This is a genomic window from Candidatus Villigracilis affinis (assembly GCF_016705895.1).
Classification (GTDB): domain Bacteria; phylum Chloroflexota; class Anaerolineae; order Anaerolineales; family Villigracilaceae; genus Villigracilis; species Villigracilis affinis.
In genome coordinates this window covers 17507-38148 of record NZ_JADJKT010000013.1, presented here as the reverse complement: position 1 = coordinate 38148, position 20642 = coordinate 17507, and the positions used below count along the sequence as shown (strand labels likewise).

Annotated in this window: 18 protein-coding genes; 1 reads left to right on the top strand and 17 read right to left on the bottom strand. The window is 51.9% G+C overall.

The features are described from left to right. Both IPI86_RS07940 and IPI86_RS07935 read right to left on the bottom strand, forming a co-directional pair. On the bottom strand, positions 1-355 hold a 355-nt coding region (locus tag IPI86_RS07940), incomplete at its 3' end, for a hypothetical protein (protein WP_345297463.1). Next, the gene (locus tag IPI86_RS07935; RefSeq protein WP_345297462.1) at positions 325-1659 is read right to left on the bottom strand and encodes a diguanylate cyclase; all 1335 of its coding nucleotides are present in this window, start codon (positions 1657-1659) and stop codon (positions 325-327) included. The genes IPI86_RS07940 and IPI86_RS07935, both read right to left, overlap by 31 nt. A 519-nt stretch (positions 1660-2178) precedes the next feature. Between IPI86_RS07935 and IPI86_RS07930 the strand changes: the two genes are divergently transcribed. Continuing rightward, positions 2179-2445 (top strand): hypothetical protein, encoded by a 267-nt coding sequence (locus tag IPI86_RS07930; RefSeq protein WP_345297461.1) that lies wholly within the window; start codon positions 2179-2181, stop codon positions 2443-2445. A gap of 14 nt (positions 2446-2459) precedes the next feature. Here IPI86_RS07930 and IPI86_RS07925 read toward each other — a convergent pair whose 3' ends face one another. The 15 genes from IPI86_RS07925 to ilvD form a co-directional block, all read right to left on the bottom strand. After that, the gene (locus tag IPI86_RS07925) at positions 2460-3674 is read right to left on the bottom strand and encodes an L-serine ammonia-lyase (protein WP_345297460.1); all 1215 of its coding nucleotides are present in this window, start codon (positions 3672-3674) and stop codon (positions 2460-2462) included. Between the two features lie 91 nt (positions 3675-3765). Then, positions 3766-4137: a hypothetical protein gene (locus IPI86_RS07920; RefSeq protein ID WP_345297459.1), complete on the bottom strand. Its 372-nt coding sequence runs from the start codon at positions 4135-4137 to the stop codon at positions 3766-3768. A 210-nt stretch (positions 4138-4347) separates the two neighbouring features. Beyond that, a complete protein-coding gene (locus tag IPI86_RS07915; protein WP_345297458.1) occupies positions 4348-5559 on the bottom strand; it encodes a serine hydrolase domain-containing protein in 1212 nt (403 codons plus the stop codon). 134 nt (positions 5560-5693) lie between these two features. Next, positions 5694-7262: a hypothetical protein gene (locus IPI86_RS07910; protein ID WP_345297457.1), complete on the bottom strand. Its 1569-nt coding sequence runs from the start codon at positions 7260-7262 to the stop codon at positions 5694-5696. A 155-nt stretch (positions 7263-7417) separates the two neighbouring features. After that, positions 7418-8332 (bottom strand): branched-chain amino acid transaminase, encoded by a 915-nt coding sequence (locus IPI86_RS07905; protein WP_345297456.1) that lies wholly within the window; start codon positions 8330-8332, stop codon positions 7418-7420. A gap of 18 nt (positions 8333-8350) precedes the next feature. After that, the gene (leuB, locus tag IPI86_RS07900) at positions 8351-9409 is read right to left on the bottom strand and encodes a 3-isopropylmalate dehydrogenase (RefSeq protein WP_345297455.1); all 1059 of its coding nucleotides are present in this window, start codon (positions 9407-9409) and stop codon (positions 8351-8353) included. Positions 9410-9492: 83 nt separating this feature from the next. After that, entirely contained in the window at positions 9493-11049 is a 1557-nt protein-coding gene (cimA, locus tag IPI86_RS07895; protein ID WP_345297454.1) for a citramalate synthase, read from the bottom strand. 59 nt (positions 11050-11108) lie between these two features. Further along, the gene (leuD, locus tag IPI86_RS07890; RefSeq protein ID WP_345297453.1) at positions 11109-11690 is read right to left on the bottom strand and encodes a 3-isopropylmalate dehydratase small subunit; all 582 of its coding nucleotides are present in this window, start codon (positions 11688-11690) and stop codon (positions 11109-11111) included. A 75-nt stretch (positions 11691-11765) separates the two neighbouring features. Continuing rightward, positions 11766-13166 (bottom strand): 3-isopropylmalate dehydratase large subunit, encoded by a 1401-nt coding sequence (gene leuC, locus IPI86_RS07885; protein WP_345297452.1) that lies wholly within the window; start codon positions 13164-13166, stop codon positions 11766-11768. 92 nt (positions 13167-13258) lie between these two features. Further along, positions 13259-13393: a hypothetical protein gene (locus tag IPI86_RS07880; RefSeq protein ID WP_345297451.1), complete on the bottom strand. Its 135-nt coding sequence runs from the start codon at positions 13391-13393 to the stop codon at positions 13259-13261. 15 nt (positions 13394-13408) lie between these two features. Continuing rightward, positions 13409-15043, bottom strand: coding sequence for a 2-isopropylmalate synthase (locus tag IPI86_RS07875; protein ID WP_345297450.1), 1635 nt, complete (start codon positions 15041-15043; stop codon positions 13409-13411). A gap of 98 nt (positions 15044-15141) precedes the next feature. Beyond that, positions 15142-16194: a ketol-acid reductoisomerase gene (gene ilvC, locus IPI86_RS07870; RefSeq protein ID WP_345297449.1), complete on the bottom strand. Its 1053-nt coding sequence runs from the start codon at positions 16192-16194 to the stop codon at positions 15142-15144. 126 nt (positions 16195-16320) lie between these two features. After that, on the bottom strand, positions 16321-16881 hold the full coding sequence (gene ilvN / locus IPI86_RS07865) for an acetolactate synthase small subunit (protein WP_345297448.1): 561 nt from the start codon (positions 16879-16881) through the stop codon (positions 16321-16323). Between the two features lie 199 nt (positions 16882-17080). Continuing rightward, positions 17081-18652 carry a biosynthetic-type acetolactate synthase large subunit gene (gene ilvB / locus IPI86_RS07860; protein WP_345297447.1) on the bottom strand — a complete coding sequence of 524 codons (1572 nt, stop codon included), beginning with the start codon at positions 18650-18652 and terminating at the stop codon, positions 17081-17083. A gap of 52 nt (positions 18653-18704) precedes the next feature. Beyond that, positions 18705-20372, bottom strand: a complete 1668-nt coding sequence (gene ilvD, locus IPI86_RS07855) for a dihydroxy-acid dehydratase (protein WP_345297446.1) — start codon at positions 20370-20372, stop codon at positions 18705-18707. Positions 20373-20642 lie beyond the last annotated feature (270 nt).

The following is a 20642-nucleotide window of genomic DNA, read 5'->3' as shown; positions in this document are numbered from 1 at the left end:
ATATTTCGCATGTTCCGGAATATCGCCAGCAAAGTTTTGGCTCTGCAAACCTTCCACATGCACCACAGGGATCACGCCCAGATCGAACTTCGCTTCGCTTTGCAAGCGAGGCGTCCGTCGTTCCAAATTTGAAATCGGGACCAATACCAAGCGTCACCGAATCATCGGTTGCAATGGTTTGCTCGCGTGGAAACGCATCAAAGACCACGGCTTTTTTATCTCCCTGTTTGCCGAGGGTCAGGCAAAAATCCGCTGAGGTCACTTTGATATTTCCGCGCGGGCTGAGCGTGAATGCGAGTTGTAAAAGATAAAAACGATTGCCGCCTACAGGCGGTTTCCAATTGCCGCCCAACATTTCCCCGTCCGCCCATTGGAAAGGCTCTCCAATGCTGGCAGAGATTTCATCCGCGCCGCGGGTATACGCCAGCGCTGGCTGTTCGAGCGCCCCTTCCCATAATGCCTTTGTCTCACGAAACTGAATATCCATATCGCCCTGCCTTTCCAGATAACGATTACGAACTTCACATTATAGACTTTTCTTTTTTTGCTTCCGAAATCAATAGCCCTTTTATTATATGCTTGAAAACTTGGTTTTGTATATATCTGTTTCGCAACAAATAATCGTCGAGGATTCTTGTCCACGCAGGGGAAGTCAGGCGCACACTGATTCCGCCCAGCACGCTTGGCATGATATAAGCGTCGGTCCGCTTCGATGATATACCAGTCATAATCATGCTCATCCAAGTCTGGGATTGCAGAAAACACACCCAGACTCAACGTAACGCAATCGCCCACGTCAGAGTCAGCGTGCGGAATGGACAGGTTTTGAATTCCCTTGCGTACCGCTTCAGCAATACGGCTGGCTTCTGTAATATCCGTATTCATCAGGACGATCGCAAACTCCTCCCCGCCATAACGGGAGATCAGGTCCGTGCTGCGACGACAGTGCTGTTTCAACTCTTGTGCCACTTGCACCAGGCATCGATCCCCATGAACATGCCCGTAATAATCATTGTATTTCTTGAAAAAATCGATATCCGCCATAATGAGCGCCAGCGGTTCTGCACGGCGGCGGCTTTCCGAAATGCCATAGGTCAGGTTTTCGCTAAACTTGCGTCGATTGGCTAAATTTGTCAGACCGTCAATATGCGCCAGTTGATCGAGTTCCTGATTGGCGCCCCTTAACAATTCATCCATGCGCTCCCGCTGTAATAATAAAAAGCTGCTTCCACTAATGATCATCAGCAAATAAGTCGAAAGAAAGGTTAGGTTCTGTGAAAATTCATTAGACATCAATTTGTAGTCAGCATGAAGAAAAGCGTTCGTACTGCGGACTAAAAGGATGAGGCAAGAGACCGTATAAATTGCACTGAGCGAATACCGTAAAACAGATTTCCTGGAATCACGCACAAAAAAGATCGTTACAGAAAGAAACATCAGGGCGGCAAAAGCAGACGATATGTAAACATACTCATTGGGTTGTTTTGCAAATGTCCAGAAAACAAAAATAAAGACAACAACGACGATCGCATAATACGTTTCCCAGCGCTTTCTCGGCTTCTCAACAGAAATGATTGCCAGAGCCTCCAGCGCAAAACCGATCAGAAGAAGCGAGTTTCCGAGATGAGCTGAAAGCACATCGGGGATTTTTCCGCGCATTGCGAGCAGCATCCAGGATATGCTTTGAAGCAGCTTGCCAGCCAGAAATTGACGATACGTGCGCTGGTCAATGAAATCACTTGAATATATGGCGAGCAAGCCAGCGGTGACCAGGTTTCCAAAAAACAGAAAAAGCAAAACCGTGGTGATATCAATTTCAAAAGAGATCACCACGACCTCGCTTTATCACTGGATGGATTCAACGCAACACTCAAGACATGACTTCTTCGATAATATGCACTTAAGGTGAATGTCAGTATAAGTCCCATTAGATTAAGCCAGACATACCTTTCATAAACAGATCGCAATGTGGAACAGCAGGCTGAACAGCTTCCATTTCCGTCACCTACCATGAGCACGCCATTGGGGTTGAAATTATAAACCTATCCCCACACATGAGTAACCCGGCATTCTTTTTATTGCATATAAAATTTCAAAAGCGCCATAAGAGATTATATTGCCATACTCATTATGGAAAGCCCTGCTATACTCCGTCAAATTTTTTCACCGAGGAATAAAATGACACAAATAAATGCCTTCGTCTTGAAAAACATTCGCACGTTCGAAATGATCGGGGTGATCATGCGGATTTTTAGTTTCAGCCTTGTAAGCTGGCTGGGACCAGCCAGTCCGTTCATGTTTGTGTGGATATTCAACACCATAGATGCGATCCTGCTTTCATGGTGTGCCATCCTAAAAAAGGATCAGGCATACTCGCTTCTAAATATTTTTTGGATATTGGTGGGCGTGGTTGGAATTCTACGAGCGGGAAACTTGCTCCATTAAATTAAGCAACGCCTCTACGCCTTCCCCCGTTTTCGATGACGATACGCCTTTGCCAACCCACCCACAGACGTCTCACGATACAGCGAAGGCAGAGCTTGCCCCGTCTCACGCATGACAGAGACCACCTCATCATACGAGATGCGATGTCCGCCATCGGTGAAGAGAGCGTAGTCGGCGCTGGCGAGAGCTTGTGCGGCGGCGAAGGCATTGCGCTCAATGCATGGAATTTGCACCAGTCCCGCCACGGGGTCACAGGTCAGGCCGAGGTTGTGTTCCAGTCCCATCTCGGCGGCGTATTCGATCTGGCGCGATGTGCCGCCCAGCAGTTGCGCTGCCGCACCCGCTGCCATAGCGCAGGCAACTCCCACTTCTCCCTGGCAACCAACTTCGGCACCGGAGATTGAGGCGTTGTGTTTCGCCAAATTGCCGATCAGTCCCGCAGTCGCAAGCGCCCGCAGAATCGAATCATCCGAACACTTCAACACTTCCTGCAAATAACGCAGCACCGCAGGGACAATGCCGCACGAGCCGCAAGTGGGCGCGGTCACGATCTCGCCGCCGCAAGCGTTCTCTTCTGAAACCGCCAGCGCATACGCAGAGACCAACCCCGCGCGCTGAAGCACCTGCCCCGAAAGCATGGTCTTGCGATAAAACGACCACGACTTGCGCGCCAGCCCCAACCCACCGGGCAACACGCCTTCCGCATGCAAGCCGCGTTCGATGGCCGCCTGCATCACGTCCCACACTTTGCGCAGGTGATCCCAAATCTGTTTGCCCTCGCGTTCTTCCACATACTCCCACAACGCCTGTCCCGTCAATTTGCATTGGTCGAGGATCTCATACATTTTGTTCAGGTCATACACTTGCTGCGGAATAGGCAGGCTGCCCTCGTCACGCAACGCGCCGCCGCCCACGCTGAACACTTCCCAACGCCCAAGCGCCTTGCCATCCGCATCCACTGCTGTAAAGCGCATCCCATTCGGATGAAAGGGAAGTTCCTTCTCCGGCTTCCAGATCACTTCCAACGCGCCCGGCACAAAAACACTTTTGAGCGCCGCATCGGTCAAATGTCCGCGCCCTGTGGCCGCCAGACTTCCATAAAGTTTTACGCGATACCCCGCCGCCGATGGATACCGCTCGCAAAAAATTTCCGCCGCACGCCGCGGTCCCATGGTATGGCTGCTCGACGGCCCCACGCCGATCCGATAAAGTTCCTGAATGGATTCCATTATTACTCCTGCACAAAATGGATATAACCCTGCGCCTCAGACTTAACTGTAAGCTGCTCCCCGCTGCGGACAAAGTTAGCCACTCTGGGAATTAAAGCTCCTGCTCAGCATCATCTTGTGCCTGCAGCCCGGTCACAAAATAATAACCTGCATCCAATTCTTCAACCATTTGCGGGAGCAATTCCAGTATCGTTTCTTCATAGACCGACTTCTTCCAATGCGCCTTTAATACAGCACGAGCCTCCTCATTGACGTGAACAGTATCATCCTCGTCAATCAAAAGCATGGCAACATGATTATCCCGCTCGGTAACCACAAAGAAAAGGTCATCCCCATCCTCCTTCTTCGACTTCATGAATTCATCCAGCTGATCTAACAGCTCTTCTTCAAAAAGCGCCTTTGACATCACCCCATTGTTGAGTAATGCTCTAACAAGATATTTTTCCGTAGTCAATTTGCTCATATGAACTCCAGATTCGTTTTTTGTCAGTATACAACAAAACAAACCGATAACATGCTCATTGTGACGTTCCTTCCCCACATTGACAAATCGCATCACAATATCTATTCATTATGTTCAAAGAAAGCTTATATGAATTTCCCCGCCAAGCCGTTGAATTTTGCTTTTAAAAGCAAAACTCAACGGCCTTTTACATCATTTATTATCCATATACTACGGAGCGTTCATTTTCTCGATCAACAAGGGTGAGAGTTTGGAATCAATAAAGATAAGGCGGGCCACGCCGGGGATGTCATACTCGCCGCCGCTGTTGGAGAAGAAGATGACAGCGCGATCCGTTTCAGGGTTGAAATAGACGAGGGTGCTGATGCCCGGGTCACCGCCTGTGTGAAGGTAGGATTCTCCGTCAAAGTGCCAGGCCAGCCCCACAGCGGCGGGTGATTCGATGCCAGGGAAATTTTGCCGCGCAAGCATCTCTTTCACCGTCTCAGGTTTGAGAAACTGTTCGCCCTCAAAAGTCCTGCCTTCGTTGACGAACACAGAAAGAAAACGGGCATACTCATTGACACTGGTCTTCAACGTGCCATCAGGATAGGTTGGATACCCGTAAAACCCAATGACTCTGGGTTGGCGGGTCAAGTCATTGTATCCATAAGGGATGGCCATCAGGCTTGTATCCACATCCTTGAAAAGCCAGGCGCTGTGTTCCATGCCGAGCGGTTCGAAAATGGCCTGCCTGCAGTATTCATTGAAAGGCATGCCGCTGATCTGTTCCACAAGATAACCGATCAAGCCATAGCCCGTGTTGGAGTAAAAGTAAACCGCGCCCGGTGCCTCTTTGAGAAAATTCTCTTCGGTGTCGTACCATTCCCCATCGACACCTAGATAATCTTTCATTTGAAATTCAAGTGAGATGGGAGAATCAGGCAGGACGGGAGTTTTCTTCAACGTATAAAATCTGTCGTAGGCGCTGCTATCGATGATGCTCGAAGTATGCGATAACAACATGCGGAACGTGATGGGTGTATCGGTATAAGTTGGGTTGCGGATATCAAAAGGCAGATAGTCATTGATATCATCATCCAGCCCGAACTTGCCCTGCTCATACAGAGTCATCAATGCGGTGGCGGTCACAGTTTTTGAAACAGATGCGACGGTGAAAAGCGTATCTGGATTCACGCTGCGGCCTGATTCCACATCGGCGAAGCCATACCCCTTTGCAGATTCGACCTGCCCATCGCGGACAAAAAGGATTGCCGCGCCAGACATCTTGGCATCCTGCAGGTCCTGTATGACGGCGGCTTCAAACTCAGCGGGGCGCGAACGGTAGAGCAGGTGCAGGTCGGTATAGAAAAAGAAAACGATACTGGCGATAAGCACGAAAAGCAAACCTGTCAGCCAGGGGTGGGATTTGATCCATTTCATGTAAGAGTCCTTTTTTTCGAATTACTTGTTCACGCAGCACAAATGCGTCGGCTGCGATAAATCGTCAGAAAACAGAAGCAGCAAAAAGCGCGTCACATGGACGCGCTTTTTTAGTCATCGTCCACAGTTAGGGGTCAATCGTCGGTATCTCTATAATCCGCATCTTCGAGCACGCTTCCATACGGATAGACAGGCCGCCCCAGTTTACCATCGCCTTGATAAATTCCTGAAAAAAGCGGATGAATGCAAAGCTCATCGTCCTGACTCAGCGACAGTTGATGCTGGACCGTGTATTCGAAATTACCCTTGATATACAGATCGGAATCCTTGCCGGGAATCACTCTGCCGACTGCGCCGATCTCGAGCAGCATTCTTTGAAAATCAAAAAGGCTGTCGCTGCCAAAGACCGCTTTCCCATGGCGGGTAAAAACGCGGTGCAGGTCGCCCATTGTAAATTTATGTCCCAGTTCGGGGAGGCAGCGTCTGCAAGTTTCCTCGGCGGTTGGGTAGATCAATTTGAACGCCACAAAAACCTCCTTGACGATCAATTCCTCCACCTGGCGAATACCGTTGATGATGCGTTCCTTCGGGATCGGAAACGGATTCAATGACTGTGTAAGCCCGGTCTTCCTGAAGATGGAATTCAACAACATCAGGAAATGACGCGGCAACAACTGGGTATGCCTGAGGATGTACGACATCGTATCTTCCTGAAAACCACCCTGATTCTCGATCTTTTCAGGCAGCACCAACTGAAACAAACGCAATGCATCGGCCCTGTTGGAAACATTCAATGGATACAACGTGCGTAAAAGATCAGGATAATATAAATCGAGATAGAACCCCAGCCTTCTCGCACCGATGAAGATCAACTCACTGGCTGTCCATTGCAGGCGGAGGGCACGGCGAAAATCCTTGTTGGGGTTGGAAGAAATTCTGGTAAAGCGGTGATAGACCTCGGCGGGCAAACAAAAACGGATATCCACCAGATCGCGCGGCTTGTTCATTGAGCCGACCAGTTTTAGGAGTCCCTGAAGCGAGTGCGCCACTGAATCGATATCGAGTTGGAAATCATCGAGCGAATCCATCAGGATGACGAATGAGATATTGGAGCGTTCAAAGCTGCTCAACACAATCGACTTGGCATAATCAAAGCTAAATCGATCCAGTCCGCGCAGAATATCGGCCGCCCCGCGGCTGGGATTCTTGTCCATTGCATTGTCGAGCATGTTTGTAAGGTCGATAAAAAGACCGTCGATGTCATCTGTTCCACGCACATCCAGTTTTTCCAGATACGCGTTCACGACATACAGGTCATCGGAGGAAAGCAGGGAATGTTTTCGCACTTCGGCGAACACGCCCACCCACAGGATCATCTCCCAAAGTTCTGAGACCATCTCCGGGAAGAATGCATCCTTCGTGGCCTTTTGCACCACCTTGGCCATATGCCCCAGCACACGTGCGGTGCGGATCTCGGTGTAATGCTTGTACGCCTTGTCGAAAAAGACACTGCGCAGGTAATAGGTCTTCCCCGAGCCCCTGCGCCCGATGATGATGGACGGCCTGTTGCGAAGGTTTTTGTAGATCCGATTTTGTTGTTCAAATAACAAACGCAGCGCGTCAATATCGTTTGAGTCGATATCGGTCGAATCAATGGGGCCAAACGGTTCGTCTTTTGTGATATAAGGGCGCACTGTGTCCATGCTTGGTTTTCCTCCACAACAGGGTGAAAGCTCTCGGCGAAATTATACAGTCAAACAGTCATTTGCGACGGCTGGAGGGACAACTCACGCTCAGAAAGCAAATCGGGTGAAGCTCGAAAGCCTCACCCGATCCATTTCCCAACTGGTTTTATTTTTTACCCCACGTACTCACACCATGCTTCATATTGTGGAAGTTTTCCGCGAATGGCTTCATGGTAAACATCCTGAATCTGCTTTGTCACAGGGCCAGTCTTGCCATTGCCGATCGTGCGGAAGTCGATCTCGCTCAAACCGATGCACTCGGCAGCAGTTCCGCAGACAAAGACCTCATCGGCAATATAAAGCTGATCGCGAGAGATCGGCTGCTCCAAAATGCGATAGCCCATATCCTTGGCGATCGTGTGGATCGAGTGGCGGGTCACACCTTCCAACACAGGCGCAGTGGACGGCGTCACGATCTTGCCGTGGCGAACCATGAACAGGTTCTCACCAGTACACTCAGCCACATATCCCTGCGGATCGAGCATGATGGCTTCCTGGAAACCAAGGCGCTCCGACTCGGTCTTGGCGAGGAAACTGTTTGCGTAGTTCCCTGAAACTTTTGCTTTGGTCATCAACACATTCGGGTGATGACGCGTGAACGATGAAATGTTCGCGCGGATTCCTTTTGCACGCGCTTCTTCACCGAGATAGTTGCCCCATTCCCATGCAGCAATCGCCAGGGATGCCTTACCATAATCCACATTCAGATTCCAGCCGCCGCCATCCAGATACAAAAGCGGACGAATATAGCAATCCTTGAATCCATTGACTTTCACGGTCTGCTTGACCGCATCAACGATCTGTTCAGTTGTCCAGGGCAGATCTCGAAATCCGAATACACGTGCAGAATCCAATAAACGCTCAGCGTGATCTGTCAAACGAAAAACCGCAGGACCCTTCGGCGTATCGTACGCGCGAATTCCTTCAAACACAGCCGCGCCATAATGCAGTGCAGGCGTGAGAAAATGAAGAGTCGCTTTTTCGAACGGCACCATTTCACCGTTCATCCAGATGAATTTCGATTCCATGCCCATAGCTCAATCTCCTTATAATTTTTTGATGATTTCATCCGCCATCTGACGGGTCGTTAATTTACCACCGATGTCGGCAGTGCGCGCGCCTTCGGTGATGGTTTCATCCACAGCCTTTTCGATCGCCGCGGCTTCGGCTTCCAATTTCAATGAATGACGCAGAAGCATTGCCGTTGAAAGAATTGTTCCAGTCGGATTTGCGATTCCCTTGCCTGCGATATCTGGAGCAGACCCGTGGATCGGTTCGTACAACCCGACAGTTGATTCTCCCAAACTGGCAGAGGGCAACATCCCCATCGATCCTGCCAAAACCGACGCCTCGTCCGTGAGAATGTCGCCGAACATGTTCTCAGTGACGATCACATCCATCCACGCGGGACCAGTTATCAGCTTCATTGAGGCGGTATCCACGAGCATGTGATCGAGCTCCACATCCTTATTATCCGCGCCCACTTTGGTTGCGATCTGACGCCACAGCCGCGATGATTCCAACACATTGGCTTTATCCACAGAAGTGACTTTTTTCTTGCGGCCTTTCGCAAGTTTGAAAGCCAGTTCCATCACACGGCGGACTTCGTAATCGTAATATTCAAGCGTATCCACAGCGCGCTCGCGGCCATCTTTGATGTCGCGTCCCTTGGGCCAGCCGAAGTACAGGCCGCCCGTGAGTTCGCGCACCACGAGAATATCCACGCCTTTCAATTTCTCAGGCTTGAGCGGAGACCACTCCATCAACGCAGGGTGGACTTTGACAGGGCGCAGATTTGCGAACACGCCGAGACCTTTGCGAAGCGCGAGCAATCCGCGTTCAGGGCGGTCTTTGGCAGCGGGGTCATCCCACTTGGGGCCACCCACTGCACCGAGCAAAACCGCATCCGCAGATTGGCAATCGGCGAGGGTTTCGTCCGTGAGCGATGAACCATATTTATCAATGGAACAGCCGCCCATCAAACGTTCTTTGTATTCAAATGTGTGATTGTATTTGCTGGCAATCACATCCAGCACGCGCACGGCTTCACCGACCACTTCGGGTCCAATGCCGTCGCCAGGGAGGAGGGTAATCTTTGCTTGCATGAATAATTCCTTATTTTGTGACCATGGACGATGGACAACGGACCACAAAAAATGGTCAATGGTCTATCGTCCGTTGTCAGAATTTAGTGAGCCACCATCAGCCCATATTCCACTGAATCTGCCAGCGCGCGCCAGGAGGCCTCGATGATGTTCGTGCCTGCACCGACGGTGCTCCAGCGGCTGGTGGTGTTGCGAGTATCGATCAACACGCGGGTGATGGCTTCGGTACCGTGATCTGAATCCAGAATACGGACTTTGTAATCAGAAAGATGAAAATTCGCGATCTGCGGATAATACCCGACAAGGGCTTTTCGCAACGCAAGGTCAAGCGCGTTGACGGGGCCATTGCCTTCTGCAGCGGTATGCAGCACTTCACCCTGCACACGGACCTTGACCATTGCTTCCGCAAAGATACCACGTCCCTGACGGTGCTCGACGTTGACAAAAAAGTCAATGAGTTCAAAAGGCGGTTTGTAGCCGTATTCCTGCCGCTTCAACATGATGGTGACGGAAGCTTCTGCCGCTTCAAAGGAGAAGCCGCGCGACTCAAGTTCCTTGATCTCGTTGAGGACGGGGACAACTTCGGTGCCATCCACTTCCACGCCGTGTTCTTCGGCTTTGCTGAGGAGGTTGCCGCGGCCTGAAAGGTCGGAGACGACCACGCGCATTTTGTTGCCAACCTTTTCAGGTTCCACATGTTGATAGGACTGCGCGCTGCGTCTCATGGCTGCAACGTGCACGCCGCCTTTGTGCGCAAAAGCAGATTTGCCAACAAAAGGCAAATGTTCATCAGGTGTGATGTTCGCCACTTCCGCTACAAAATGAGAGAGGTCGTATAAGTGCTCAAGTTTTCCTGCGGGCAAACATTGATAGCCCATCTTGAGTTCGAGGTCTGCCATGATGGAGATCAAATTGGCATTGCCGCAACGCTCCCCCACTCCGTTGATCGTGCCTTGCACCTGAATTGCACCTTCACGCACCGCCATCAACGAATTGATCACGGCACAGTCGCCATCATTATGGGTATGGATTCCAAATGGATGCGCAAGCGCAGGCTTCAATTCGCGCACGATGCTTTCCACTTCCCACGGCAAGGTGCCGCCGTTGGTGTCGCACAGGACGACTGTCTCTGCACCGCCGCGGACTGCGGCTTTCAATGTTTCAAGAGCGTAAGCCGAATCTGCTTTGTAGCCGTCAAAGAAATGCTCGGCATCGTAAATGACACGCTTGCCATTGGCTTTGAGATAGGCAACTGACTGCTCGATGATGCGCAGGTTATCGTCATTCGTGGTCAGCAAAACTTCCTTGACATGCAATGTCCATGTCTTGCCGAAAATGGTGCAGACGGGTGTTTTCGAATCAAGCAGGGCTTTGATGTTGGCATCGTCTTCGGGCCCGCCTTTGACGCGGCAGGTGGAACCGAACGCAGTAATAAGCGCATGCTTCCACTGCATGTCGCGGGCGCGTTCAAAGAACTCAACGTCTTTTGGATTGGAACCAGGCCAGCCGCCTTCGATGAAGGCAACGCCAAGATCATCCAGTTTTTGCGCAACACGGACTTTATCGTTCGCCGAAAGGTTGAAGCCTTCGGATTGTGTCCCGTCGCGGAGGGTGGTGTCGTAGATTTGGATTTGCTGCATAGGTATCTTATCTGACGATGAACGATAGACCATTGACCACGTTGTCCATCGTCTGTGGTCTATGGTCGGCTTTCGTAAGCCGCGATCTGATTCTCAAAACCCATGATGTAGCCGAGTTCATCCACACCGTTCAACAAACAAGTTTTATTGAACGGGTCGATCGGGAAGTTGACCGAGCCCCCAGGGTAGGACAATGTCTGGGTGGCCAGATCAACTGTCAGTTCGGCACGAGGCGCTTCTTCCACAAGCTCGAAGAGCATCTTGTGAGTCGCGTCATCCACGATGATGGGGATCAATCCATTCTTCAAAGAATTGTTGCGGAAGATGTCTGCGAAGGATGTGCTGATGACAGCGCGGAAGCCGTAGGCAGTGAGCGCCCAGGGAGCGTGCTCGCGGCTCGAACCGCACCCGAAGTTGTCACCTGCCAATAGAATTTGGCAGCCAGCTGATTCAGGTTTGTTGATGATGAAATCCTTGTTGGGAGATTTATCATCGTTGTAGCGCCAGTTGAAGAAGAGCGCATCGGCGAGGCCGTTCTTGTCGGTGACTTTCAAAAATTGCGCGGGGATGATCTGATCCGTGTCAATGTCATTGACGGGAACAGGCATGACGCGGGAAGTAAGGGTTGTAAAGTTTGCCATGGTTCTCCAAATGATGAATGATGAATTCAGAATGATGAATTTTTTTATTCTGCGTTCATCATTTTGCATTCTGCATTAAGAAATTGTGCGCGGATCAGTGACCACGCCGCTGATGGCAGTTGCCGCAGCAGTGATGGGACTCGCAAGGAAGGTGCGTCCGCCTTTGCCCTGGCGACCTTCAAAGTTGCGATTGCTGGTTGAAACGGCGTATTGACCAGGCTTCAATTCATCCCCGTTCATTGCGATACACATTGAGCAGCCTGCTTCGCGCCATTCTGCGCCAGCTTCTTTGAATATCTTATCGAGGCCTTCCTGCTCGGCTTGCTTCTTCACATCCTGTGAACCAGGCACGACCATGACGCGAGTGCTTTCGGAAACTTTGCGTCCCTTGAGCATGGCAGCGGCGAGACGCAGATCGGAGATGCGCGAGTTGGTGCAGGAGCCGATGAAGACCACATCCACTTTTTTGCCGAGGAGGGATTGACCCGGCTGCAAGCCCATGTAATTCAATGCTTTTTCAAACGCGGCTTTTTGCGAAGGTTCGGTGAATGATTCGGTGGTGGGGACACGATCTGTGATCTTCATGCCCATGCCGGGATTCGTGCCGTAGGTGATCATCGGTTCGAGTTCGGCGGCATTGATGGTGATGGTCTTGTCGTAGACGGCGCCTTCGTCACTGGGCAATGTCTTCCAGTAGGCAACGGCTTTGTCCCATTCTTCGCCTTGGGGAGCGAACTCGCGGCCTTTGAGATATTCAAAGGTCACTTCATCGGGGGCGATCATGCCTGCGCGTGCGCCGCCTTCAATGGACATGTTGCAGATGGTCATGCGCTGTTCCATGCTCAGGCTGCGGATGGCTTCACCTGTGTACTCGAAGACATGTCCCGTTCCCCCACCGACGCCGATGCGAGCGATGAGCGCGAGGATGATGTCTTTGGCGGAAACGCCTTCGGCAAGTTTGCCTTCCACGCGGACTTCGTAGGTCTTGGGCTTCTTCTGCAAGAGACATTGAGTCGCGAGCACATGTTCCACTTCGGAGGTGCCGATGCCGAATGCAAGCGCGCCGAATGCGCCATGCGTGGCGGTGTGACTGTCGCCGCAGACGATGGTCATGCCTGGCTGAGTGCGTCCGAGTTCGGGGCCAATCACGTGGACAATGCCGCGGTGCGGGCTGGTCATGCCGTGCAAGGTAATTCCGAATTCAGCGGCATTGGTTTCCATCTGCTTGATCTGCGCGGCGGCCATTGCATCTGCGATGGGAACGTCAACGGGCGTGGTCGGGATGGAATGATCCATCGTGGCGAGGGTTTTATCGGGGCGGCGGACTTTGAGTCCGCGCTGGCGCAGGCCCGTGAAGGCTTGCGGAGATGTGACTTCATGCACGAGGTGCAGGTCAATGTAGAGAACGGCGGGAGATTCAGGCTGTTCTGCAACAACGTGCGAGTCCCAGATTTTTTGAAAGAGTGTTTTAGCCATAAGATTTTTTGAACCACTAAGCACTCAAAGAACACCAAGAAAAACTATTTATATTTCTTCGCGACCTTGGCGATCTTTGCGGTTAATTGGTTTTAACCTTCAGTGGAGTCCTCTGCTTCTTGAGCAGAATCAGGTTCGGGGGCGGAAAGAAACGCACTTGTGTCCCATCCAGAGGGGATGGTTTGCGGTTCGGGAAACGGGTTTCTTTCTTCATATTGAGTAGTCATTCTATTTTTTTCCTTTTATCCGAGCATCACGCCGAAATCGTTCTGTACTTTTTCGGTGCCTTCGGTCTGGGCAATGATCAATTTATTGAGCGCATTAATATAAGCCTTGGCACTGGCGACGATGATGTCTGTATCCGCGCCATGGCCGCCGTAAATGCGGACATATTCAACTTCGCTTTGCGGGTCCATGGTGGTGGAGCTGCTTTCGCTTTGAATGCGGACGGTCACTTCGCCGAGCGCGTCGATGCCTTCGGTGATGGCATGGATGTTGAACTCAAGCAACGTGCAAGGCACGTTAACGATCTGGTCAATGGCCTTGTAAGTCGCATCCACGGGACCTGTACCGATTGCCGCAACAGTATGGATAATTCCATCGGGACCGCGCAAACGGACAGTTGCCGTGGGCATACCCATCGTGCCGCTGGTGACCTGCATTCCATTGAGCAGATACACATCGCGTGGTTTATAGAATTCGTCGGCGATCACGGCTTCGAGATCAAGATCGGTGATGACCTTCTTGCGGTCGGCCAGTTCCTTGAAACGCGCAAAGGCTTTATCGAGTTCGACTTCGTCGAGGGAATGTCCCATTTCAGCAAGGCGGTTGCGCAACGCATGGCGGCCTGAATGCTTGCCCAACACCAGCTTGGTTTGATTCACGCCGACATCTTCAGGACGCATGATCTCATAAGTGGTCTGGTGCTTGAGCATTCCATCCTGATGAATGCCCGCTTCATGCGCGAACGCATTCGCGCCGACGATGGCCTTGTTCGGCTGCACAACCATACCCGTGTAATTGCTGACCAGTTTGCTGATGCGTGAAATCTGCTGAGTCTCAATCCCTGTTTCAAGTTGAAAAACAGGATGGCGTGTCTTCAAAGCCATGACAACTTCTTCCAGTGACGTATTGCCTGCGCGTTCGCCAATGCCATTGATGGTCACTTCAGCCTGACGCGCGCCCGCTTGAATCCCTGCGAGCGTGTTGGCGGTTGCAAGTCCGAGGTCATCATGGCAATGCACAGACACCGTAATACCTTCGTGCATGCCTGGCGTGTGCTTGATGATGCCGTCGATCAATTTATAAAATTCATCAGGCGTGGTGTAACCAACCGTATCGGGAATGTTCAATGTGGTGGCACCAGATTTGATGGCTTCGCCCAAAACAACATACAAAAACTCAGGATCGGAACGGCCAGCATCTTCAGGTGAGAATTCCACATCCATACACAGTGTCTTTGCATACGCAACCATTTCGGACACACGCTGAACCACTTCCTCGGGATCCATCTTCAACTTATGCTTCATGTGGATCGCGGACGTGGCAAGGAAAGTGTGAATGCGCGGCTTCTTCGCACCTTGAACAGCTTCCCATGCTTTATCGATGTCGGCCTTATTTGCGCGCGCCAATCCAGCGATGACAGGGACTTTCGCATCGGGACTACCCGTGGGCGGGTTGCCAATTTCAAGAGCGATCCGCCTGACAGCTTCGAGGTCGTCAGGCGATGCGGCAGGGAATCCCGCTTCGATGATGTCCACGCCGAGACGGGCAAGATTATGCGCCACTTCCAGTTTCTCAGCCGAGGTCATCGTTGCGCCCGGGGATTGTTCACCATCGCGCAAGGTTGTGTCGAAAATCTTTACATAGTTATTCATAAGCTTGTCTCCAAATCACAGGTCGGTTGGTCGTTCGTCAAATAGTCGAACAGTCAACACACATGACCATAAGACTAACCGACTACAGGACTATAAGACTACTTCTGCCAATTTTCAGGGCGTAATGAACGTACCGCCGCGCCAGCGCGCCACATTTCGGAATCGCGGAAAGCGGCAAGTTCCTTTTCAAGTTGTTCGCGATAATCTGGGCGGCTGTTGGCTTCGAGGGTGATACGTGCTTCATTGCCGCTGACGACGGATTCATACAGCGCATCGAACACAGGCGCAACCGCATCGCGGAAGCGGGGATGCCAATCGAGCGCACCGCGCTGGGCGGTGGTGGAGCAGTTGGCATACATAAAGTCCATGCCGTTCTCACCCACAAGGCGGATGAGCGACTGGGTAAGTTCTTCCACAGTCTCGTTGAAAGCTTCACTGGGGGAATGTCCATGCTTGCGAAGGACGTTGTATTGGGCTTCCATCACACCAGAGAGCGCGCCGATGAGAATACCGCGTTCACCAGTCAAGTCGCTGTACACTTCATTTCTGAAATCGGTCTTGAATAAATAACCAGCGCCGATGGCGATACCCAATGCAATGGTGCGCTCGGCTGCACGGCCTGTGTGGTCCTGATGCACAGCATAACTGGCATTGATACCGCTGCCTGCGAGGAAGTTACGGCGGACGCTGGTGCCTGATCCCTTGGGTGCCACCAAAGCCACATCCACATGTGGAGGAGGAATGACACCGGTGTCATCCTTATATGTAACAGAGAAACCGTGTGAGAAGTACAGCATGTCACCTTCGTTTAAGCATTCCACGATCTTGGGCCACAGCGAGCGTTGACCAGCATCGGACAAAAGGTATTGGATGACGGTCCCTTTTTCTGCGGCTTCTTCAACATTGAACAGGGTCTTGCCGGGAACCCAGCCATCCGCGACAGCCTTATCCCAATTGGGTGTGCCTTCGCGCTGACCGACGATGACGTTAATGCCGTTATCGCGCATGTTCATAGCCTGTGCAGGTCCCTGCACTCCATAGCCAACGACAGCCACGACTTCATTCTTCAACACCTCACGCGCTTTTTCCAAAGAAAACTCGTCGCGAGTCACTACTTCTTCTTCAACACCACCAAAATTGATTCTTGCCATGATAAAAATTCTCCTGTTTGTTTTTATTTTGAGTTTCTATTTTTTGAATTTAAGATGAGAGCTGGAAGGGAAATAGGCAGAAAAGTATTTTATTCGTCCTTTATCCTTCAGCATTCATCCTTTTCTTTACGGCGTCATTTCTGCCAGTTCAGATACATCTTCGAAGCGATGGCCATTCACACCGGGGACGCGGCGCACACCGTCGTTAACACCGCGGGTCATTGCAACCTGTCCCGTGCGGACCATTTCCACAATGCCGAGCGGACGCAGCAACTCGATCATGCCTTCGATCTTGTCTTCGGTGCCGGTGATCTCGACGATGACCGAATCGGTCGCCACATCCACGATGCGGGCGCGGAAAATATCAGCGAGGCCGTTGACTTCGGCGCGTTTTTCGGGGCCGACCTTTACCTTGATCAGAGCCAGATCACGGGTTACCGAAGGTTGACGCGTGACGTCCTGCACGTCGATCACGTTGACGAGCTTATACAGATTTGCTTCGATCTTGTGCGCATCCATATCGCCGTTGGGACAATCCACGACCACGGTCATGCGTGAAACTTCAGGGTCTTCCGTGCGCCCCACCGCGAGCGATTCAATATTGAAATTGCGGCGGCGAAACAGCGATGCTACGCGGTTCAACACGCCGGGTCTGTTTTCTACTAATGCTATAAAAGTGTAGTTCATTTGATTCTCCTTCTTCATTGCGAGGTTGCTTCGTCGGGACACTTGCCCAGTACGCAAGTGCTGAGCACCCTCCTCGCAACGACGTTATACTTTTGCTGGTCTCTGTATCATTTGATCCAGCGCCGCCCCTGCGGGAACCATCGGGTACACCGCGTCTTCCATTTCAACGCGGAATTCGAGCACGACGGGGCCCTTGGTCTTACGTGCCCATTCGATGGCCTCGTTCCACTTCTTCGCGTTTGGTCACGCGTCTCGCGGGGACACCATGCGCGTCGGCCAGTTTTACAAAATCGGGGGCAAGCATGTTCACGGCAGAGTAACGCTTCTCAAAGAAGAACTCCTGCCACTGGCGCACCATGCCGAGGAAGCTGTTGTTCATGATGGCGACTTTCACATTCGCGCCTTCCTGAACGGCGGTGGTCAATTCTGCGGCTGTCATTTGGAAACCGCCGTCACCAGCGATTGCCCAGATTTCCTGATCCTTTGCCGCAAACCAGGCACCGATCGCAGCGGGCAGGCCAAAGCCCATGGTGCCCGCGCCGCCCGAGGTCAGCCAGCGATTCGGTTTATCGAGTTGATAATATTGCGCGGTCCACATTTGATGCTGACCCACGTCGGTAGTGACGATTGCGCCGCCGCCTGTCGCCTTCCAAATATCACCGATGAGATGAGCCACGTACAATTTGCCGTCGTCCTCCCAATTCATAATACTGCGCGAATCGGCTTCGGTCTTCCAGGCGTTGATCTCCTTCTTCCATTCTTCATGGTCGTATTCATCAACCAGCGGAATGAGATCAGACAACACGGTCTTCAGGTCGCCCACGAGCGGAACATCCACCGCCACGTTCTTGTGCACTTCCGAGGGGTCGATCTCGATGTGGATCTTCTTTGCGCGCGGCGCATATGTCTTCAACGTTCCCGTTACGCGGTCATCGAAACGCATTCCAAAGGCAAGGATCAAATCGGAGTTTTGGATTGCCAGGTTGGTATGGACTTCGCCATGCATCCCCATCATGCCGAGGCTCAGTTCATGCGAAGCAGGGAATGCACCCAAACCGAGCAATGTGCTTGCCACAGGCGTCTGGGTCTTCACCGCGAACTGCATCAACGCTTCTTCAGCCTTGGACATCAAAACGCCATGTCCGCACAAAATGATCGGGCGCTGCGCCTTCTCGATCAACTTCACCGCTTCATCCAGTGAATCCTTTGGCGCATGTGACACAGGCTGATATCCGGGCAGTTTCACTTCTTCGGGATAAATGAATTCCGTTTGTTCAACCTGTGCATTCTTGCAAATGTCGATCAAAACGGGGCCGGGACGTCCGCTGCGCGCAATGTAAAACGCTTCGCGCACCACTTCCGCGATCTCATCGGCACGCGTGACAAGATAGTTATGCTTCGTGATCGGCAATGTAATACCGGTCACATCCACTTCCTGAAACGCATCCCCACCGATCAAATGCGCGGCGACCTGCCCAGTGATGAACACAACGGGAACTGAATCCATCATCGCGGTTGCAATACCTGTGACCAGATTCGTTGCACCGGGTCCCGATGTGCCCATCGAAACGCCGACCTTGCCAGAAGCACGCGCATACCCATCGGCCATGTGCGCCCCGCCCTGCTCATGCCGCACCAGAACATGATGCACCGGATAACTGAGCATCGCATCGTAGATCGGCATGTTCGCCCCGCCCGGATACCCGAAGACCACTTCCACGCCTTCGCGCACCAAACACTCCCACAATATTTCTGCACCTGTCTTTTTCATTCGCTCTCCTTAGATAAACCCTAAAGGTCTTAAAGACCTTTAGGGTTTTGAGTTAACTTTCTAATATCGCACCTGTATCTGCGCTTGTCACAAAATACGAATATCGCTTTAACCATTTGGATGTCGTTGTGGATTTGAACTGGGGCAGCGCCTCAAGCCGACTCTGGATCTCCGCATCGCTCAACTTAACGTTGAGGCTGCGTGCCATTAAATCGATTTGGACAATGTCCCCGGCCTGGATCGCCGCAATCGGACCGCGCGCCGCAGCCTCGGGTGACACATGACCGATGCATGCGCCGCGAGTCCCGCCGCTAAAGCGTCCATCGGTGATGAGCGCGACCTTGTCGCCAAGTCCCTGCCCCATGATGGCGGACGTGGGCGACAACATTTCCTGCATACCCGGTCCGCCCTTGGGGCCCTCGTAACGGACCACTACACAATCTCCAGCTTTGACCTTGCCAGCCAGAATCCCAGCCATGGCCTCATCCTGTGATTCAAAGATGACAGCAGGGCCTTCGAACTTCATCATAGCTTCACTCACACCGCCAACTTTTACAACAGCGCCCTTCGGAGCAAGGTTTCCAAACAAAATGGACAAGCCGCCGCGCTTGGAATGTGCATTGTCATATTTGCGAATTACATCTTCGTCTTTGATCTCACAACCCTGAATCGATTCCCCCAACGTCTTGCCTGTTACTGTCATGCGGTCAAAATGGAGCATTCCCGTTCCCCGCTGAACTTCGTTCAAAATGGCGGGGATCCCACCTGCGCGATGCACATCTTCCATATGCCATTTGCCCGCAGGGCTGACCTTGCAGATGTGAGGTACTTTATCCGCCACGGCATTGATGCGGGTCAGTGGATAGTCCACGCCTGCCTCGTTGGCTAATGCCAAAGTATGCAGCACCGTATTGGATGAGCCACCCATCGCCATGTCCAATGCGAAAGCATCGTCAATGGCTTCGGCAGTGACAATATCACGTGGCTTGATGTCCCGTTCGATCAGGGTCATCACCTGAGCGGCGGCCTGCTTCGCCAATGACTCACGCTCGGGAGTCTTCGCCAGAGCGGATCCGTTATACGGCAGGGCCAAACCGAGCACTTCCATCAAACAGTTCATCGAATTCGCAGTGAACATGCCAGAACATGAACCGCAGGATGGACAGGCAAATTTTTCCAAAATGGACAAACGCTTTTCGTCGATCTTCCCCGCTGAAAATGCACCCACGCCTTCGAAGACAGAGATCAAGTCAATGGTCTCGCCATCGGGGGTCATTCCCGCCTTCATCGCGCCGCCAGAGACAAAAATGGTCGGCACGTTCACGCGCATGGCGGCCAATAGCATGCCTGGCACGATCTTGTCACAGTTCGGGATGCAGACCATTGCGTCGAATCGATGAGCTTCGATCATGGTCTCGACGCAGTCAGCAATCAGTTCACGCGAAGGAAGCGAGTACTTCATCCCCATGTGACCCATCGCAATACCATCATCCACGCCGATGGTGTTGAACTCAAAAGGTACACCACCCGCCGCGCGGACGGCATCTTTTACCATTTTGCCGAATTCCTGCAAATGCACATGCCCGGGCACAACATCCACGTAAGAATTAACGATGGCAACGAAAGGCTTATTAAAATCCTCATCCTTCAAACCCGTGGCGCGTAACAACGCACGGTGCGGCGCTTTCTCATAACCTTTTTTAACTGTATCTGAACGCATGGTGCTCCTTTTGAGACTCCCCTCTCCTCTCAGGAGAGGGTTGGGGGTGAGGTCAAGATAAAAAAAGAGCCGCCCGTGGTTAGGGCGGCTCTTCGTACTTACTCAGTGATTTACTTTGCTCTCACCGTTGCCATCCTAACCGAAAATAATCCTTTAATAATAAGGACTACAAGGACGACTACAATAAGGGAGAGGCTGAACAAAGATGGATTCATGGGCTTGTGATTTCGTCCGATTATAGGCAGATTCGGAAATAAGTCAAGGGGCTGG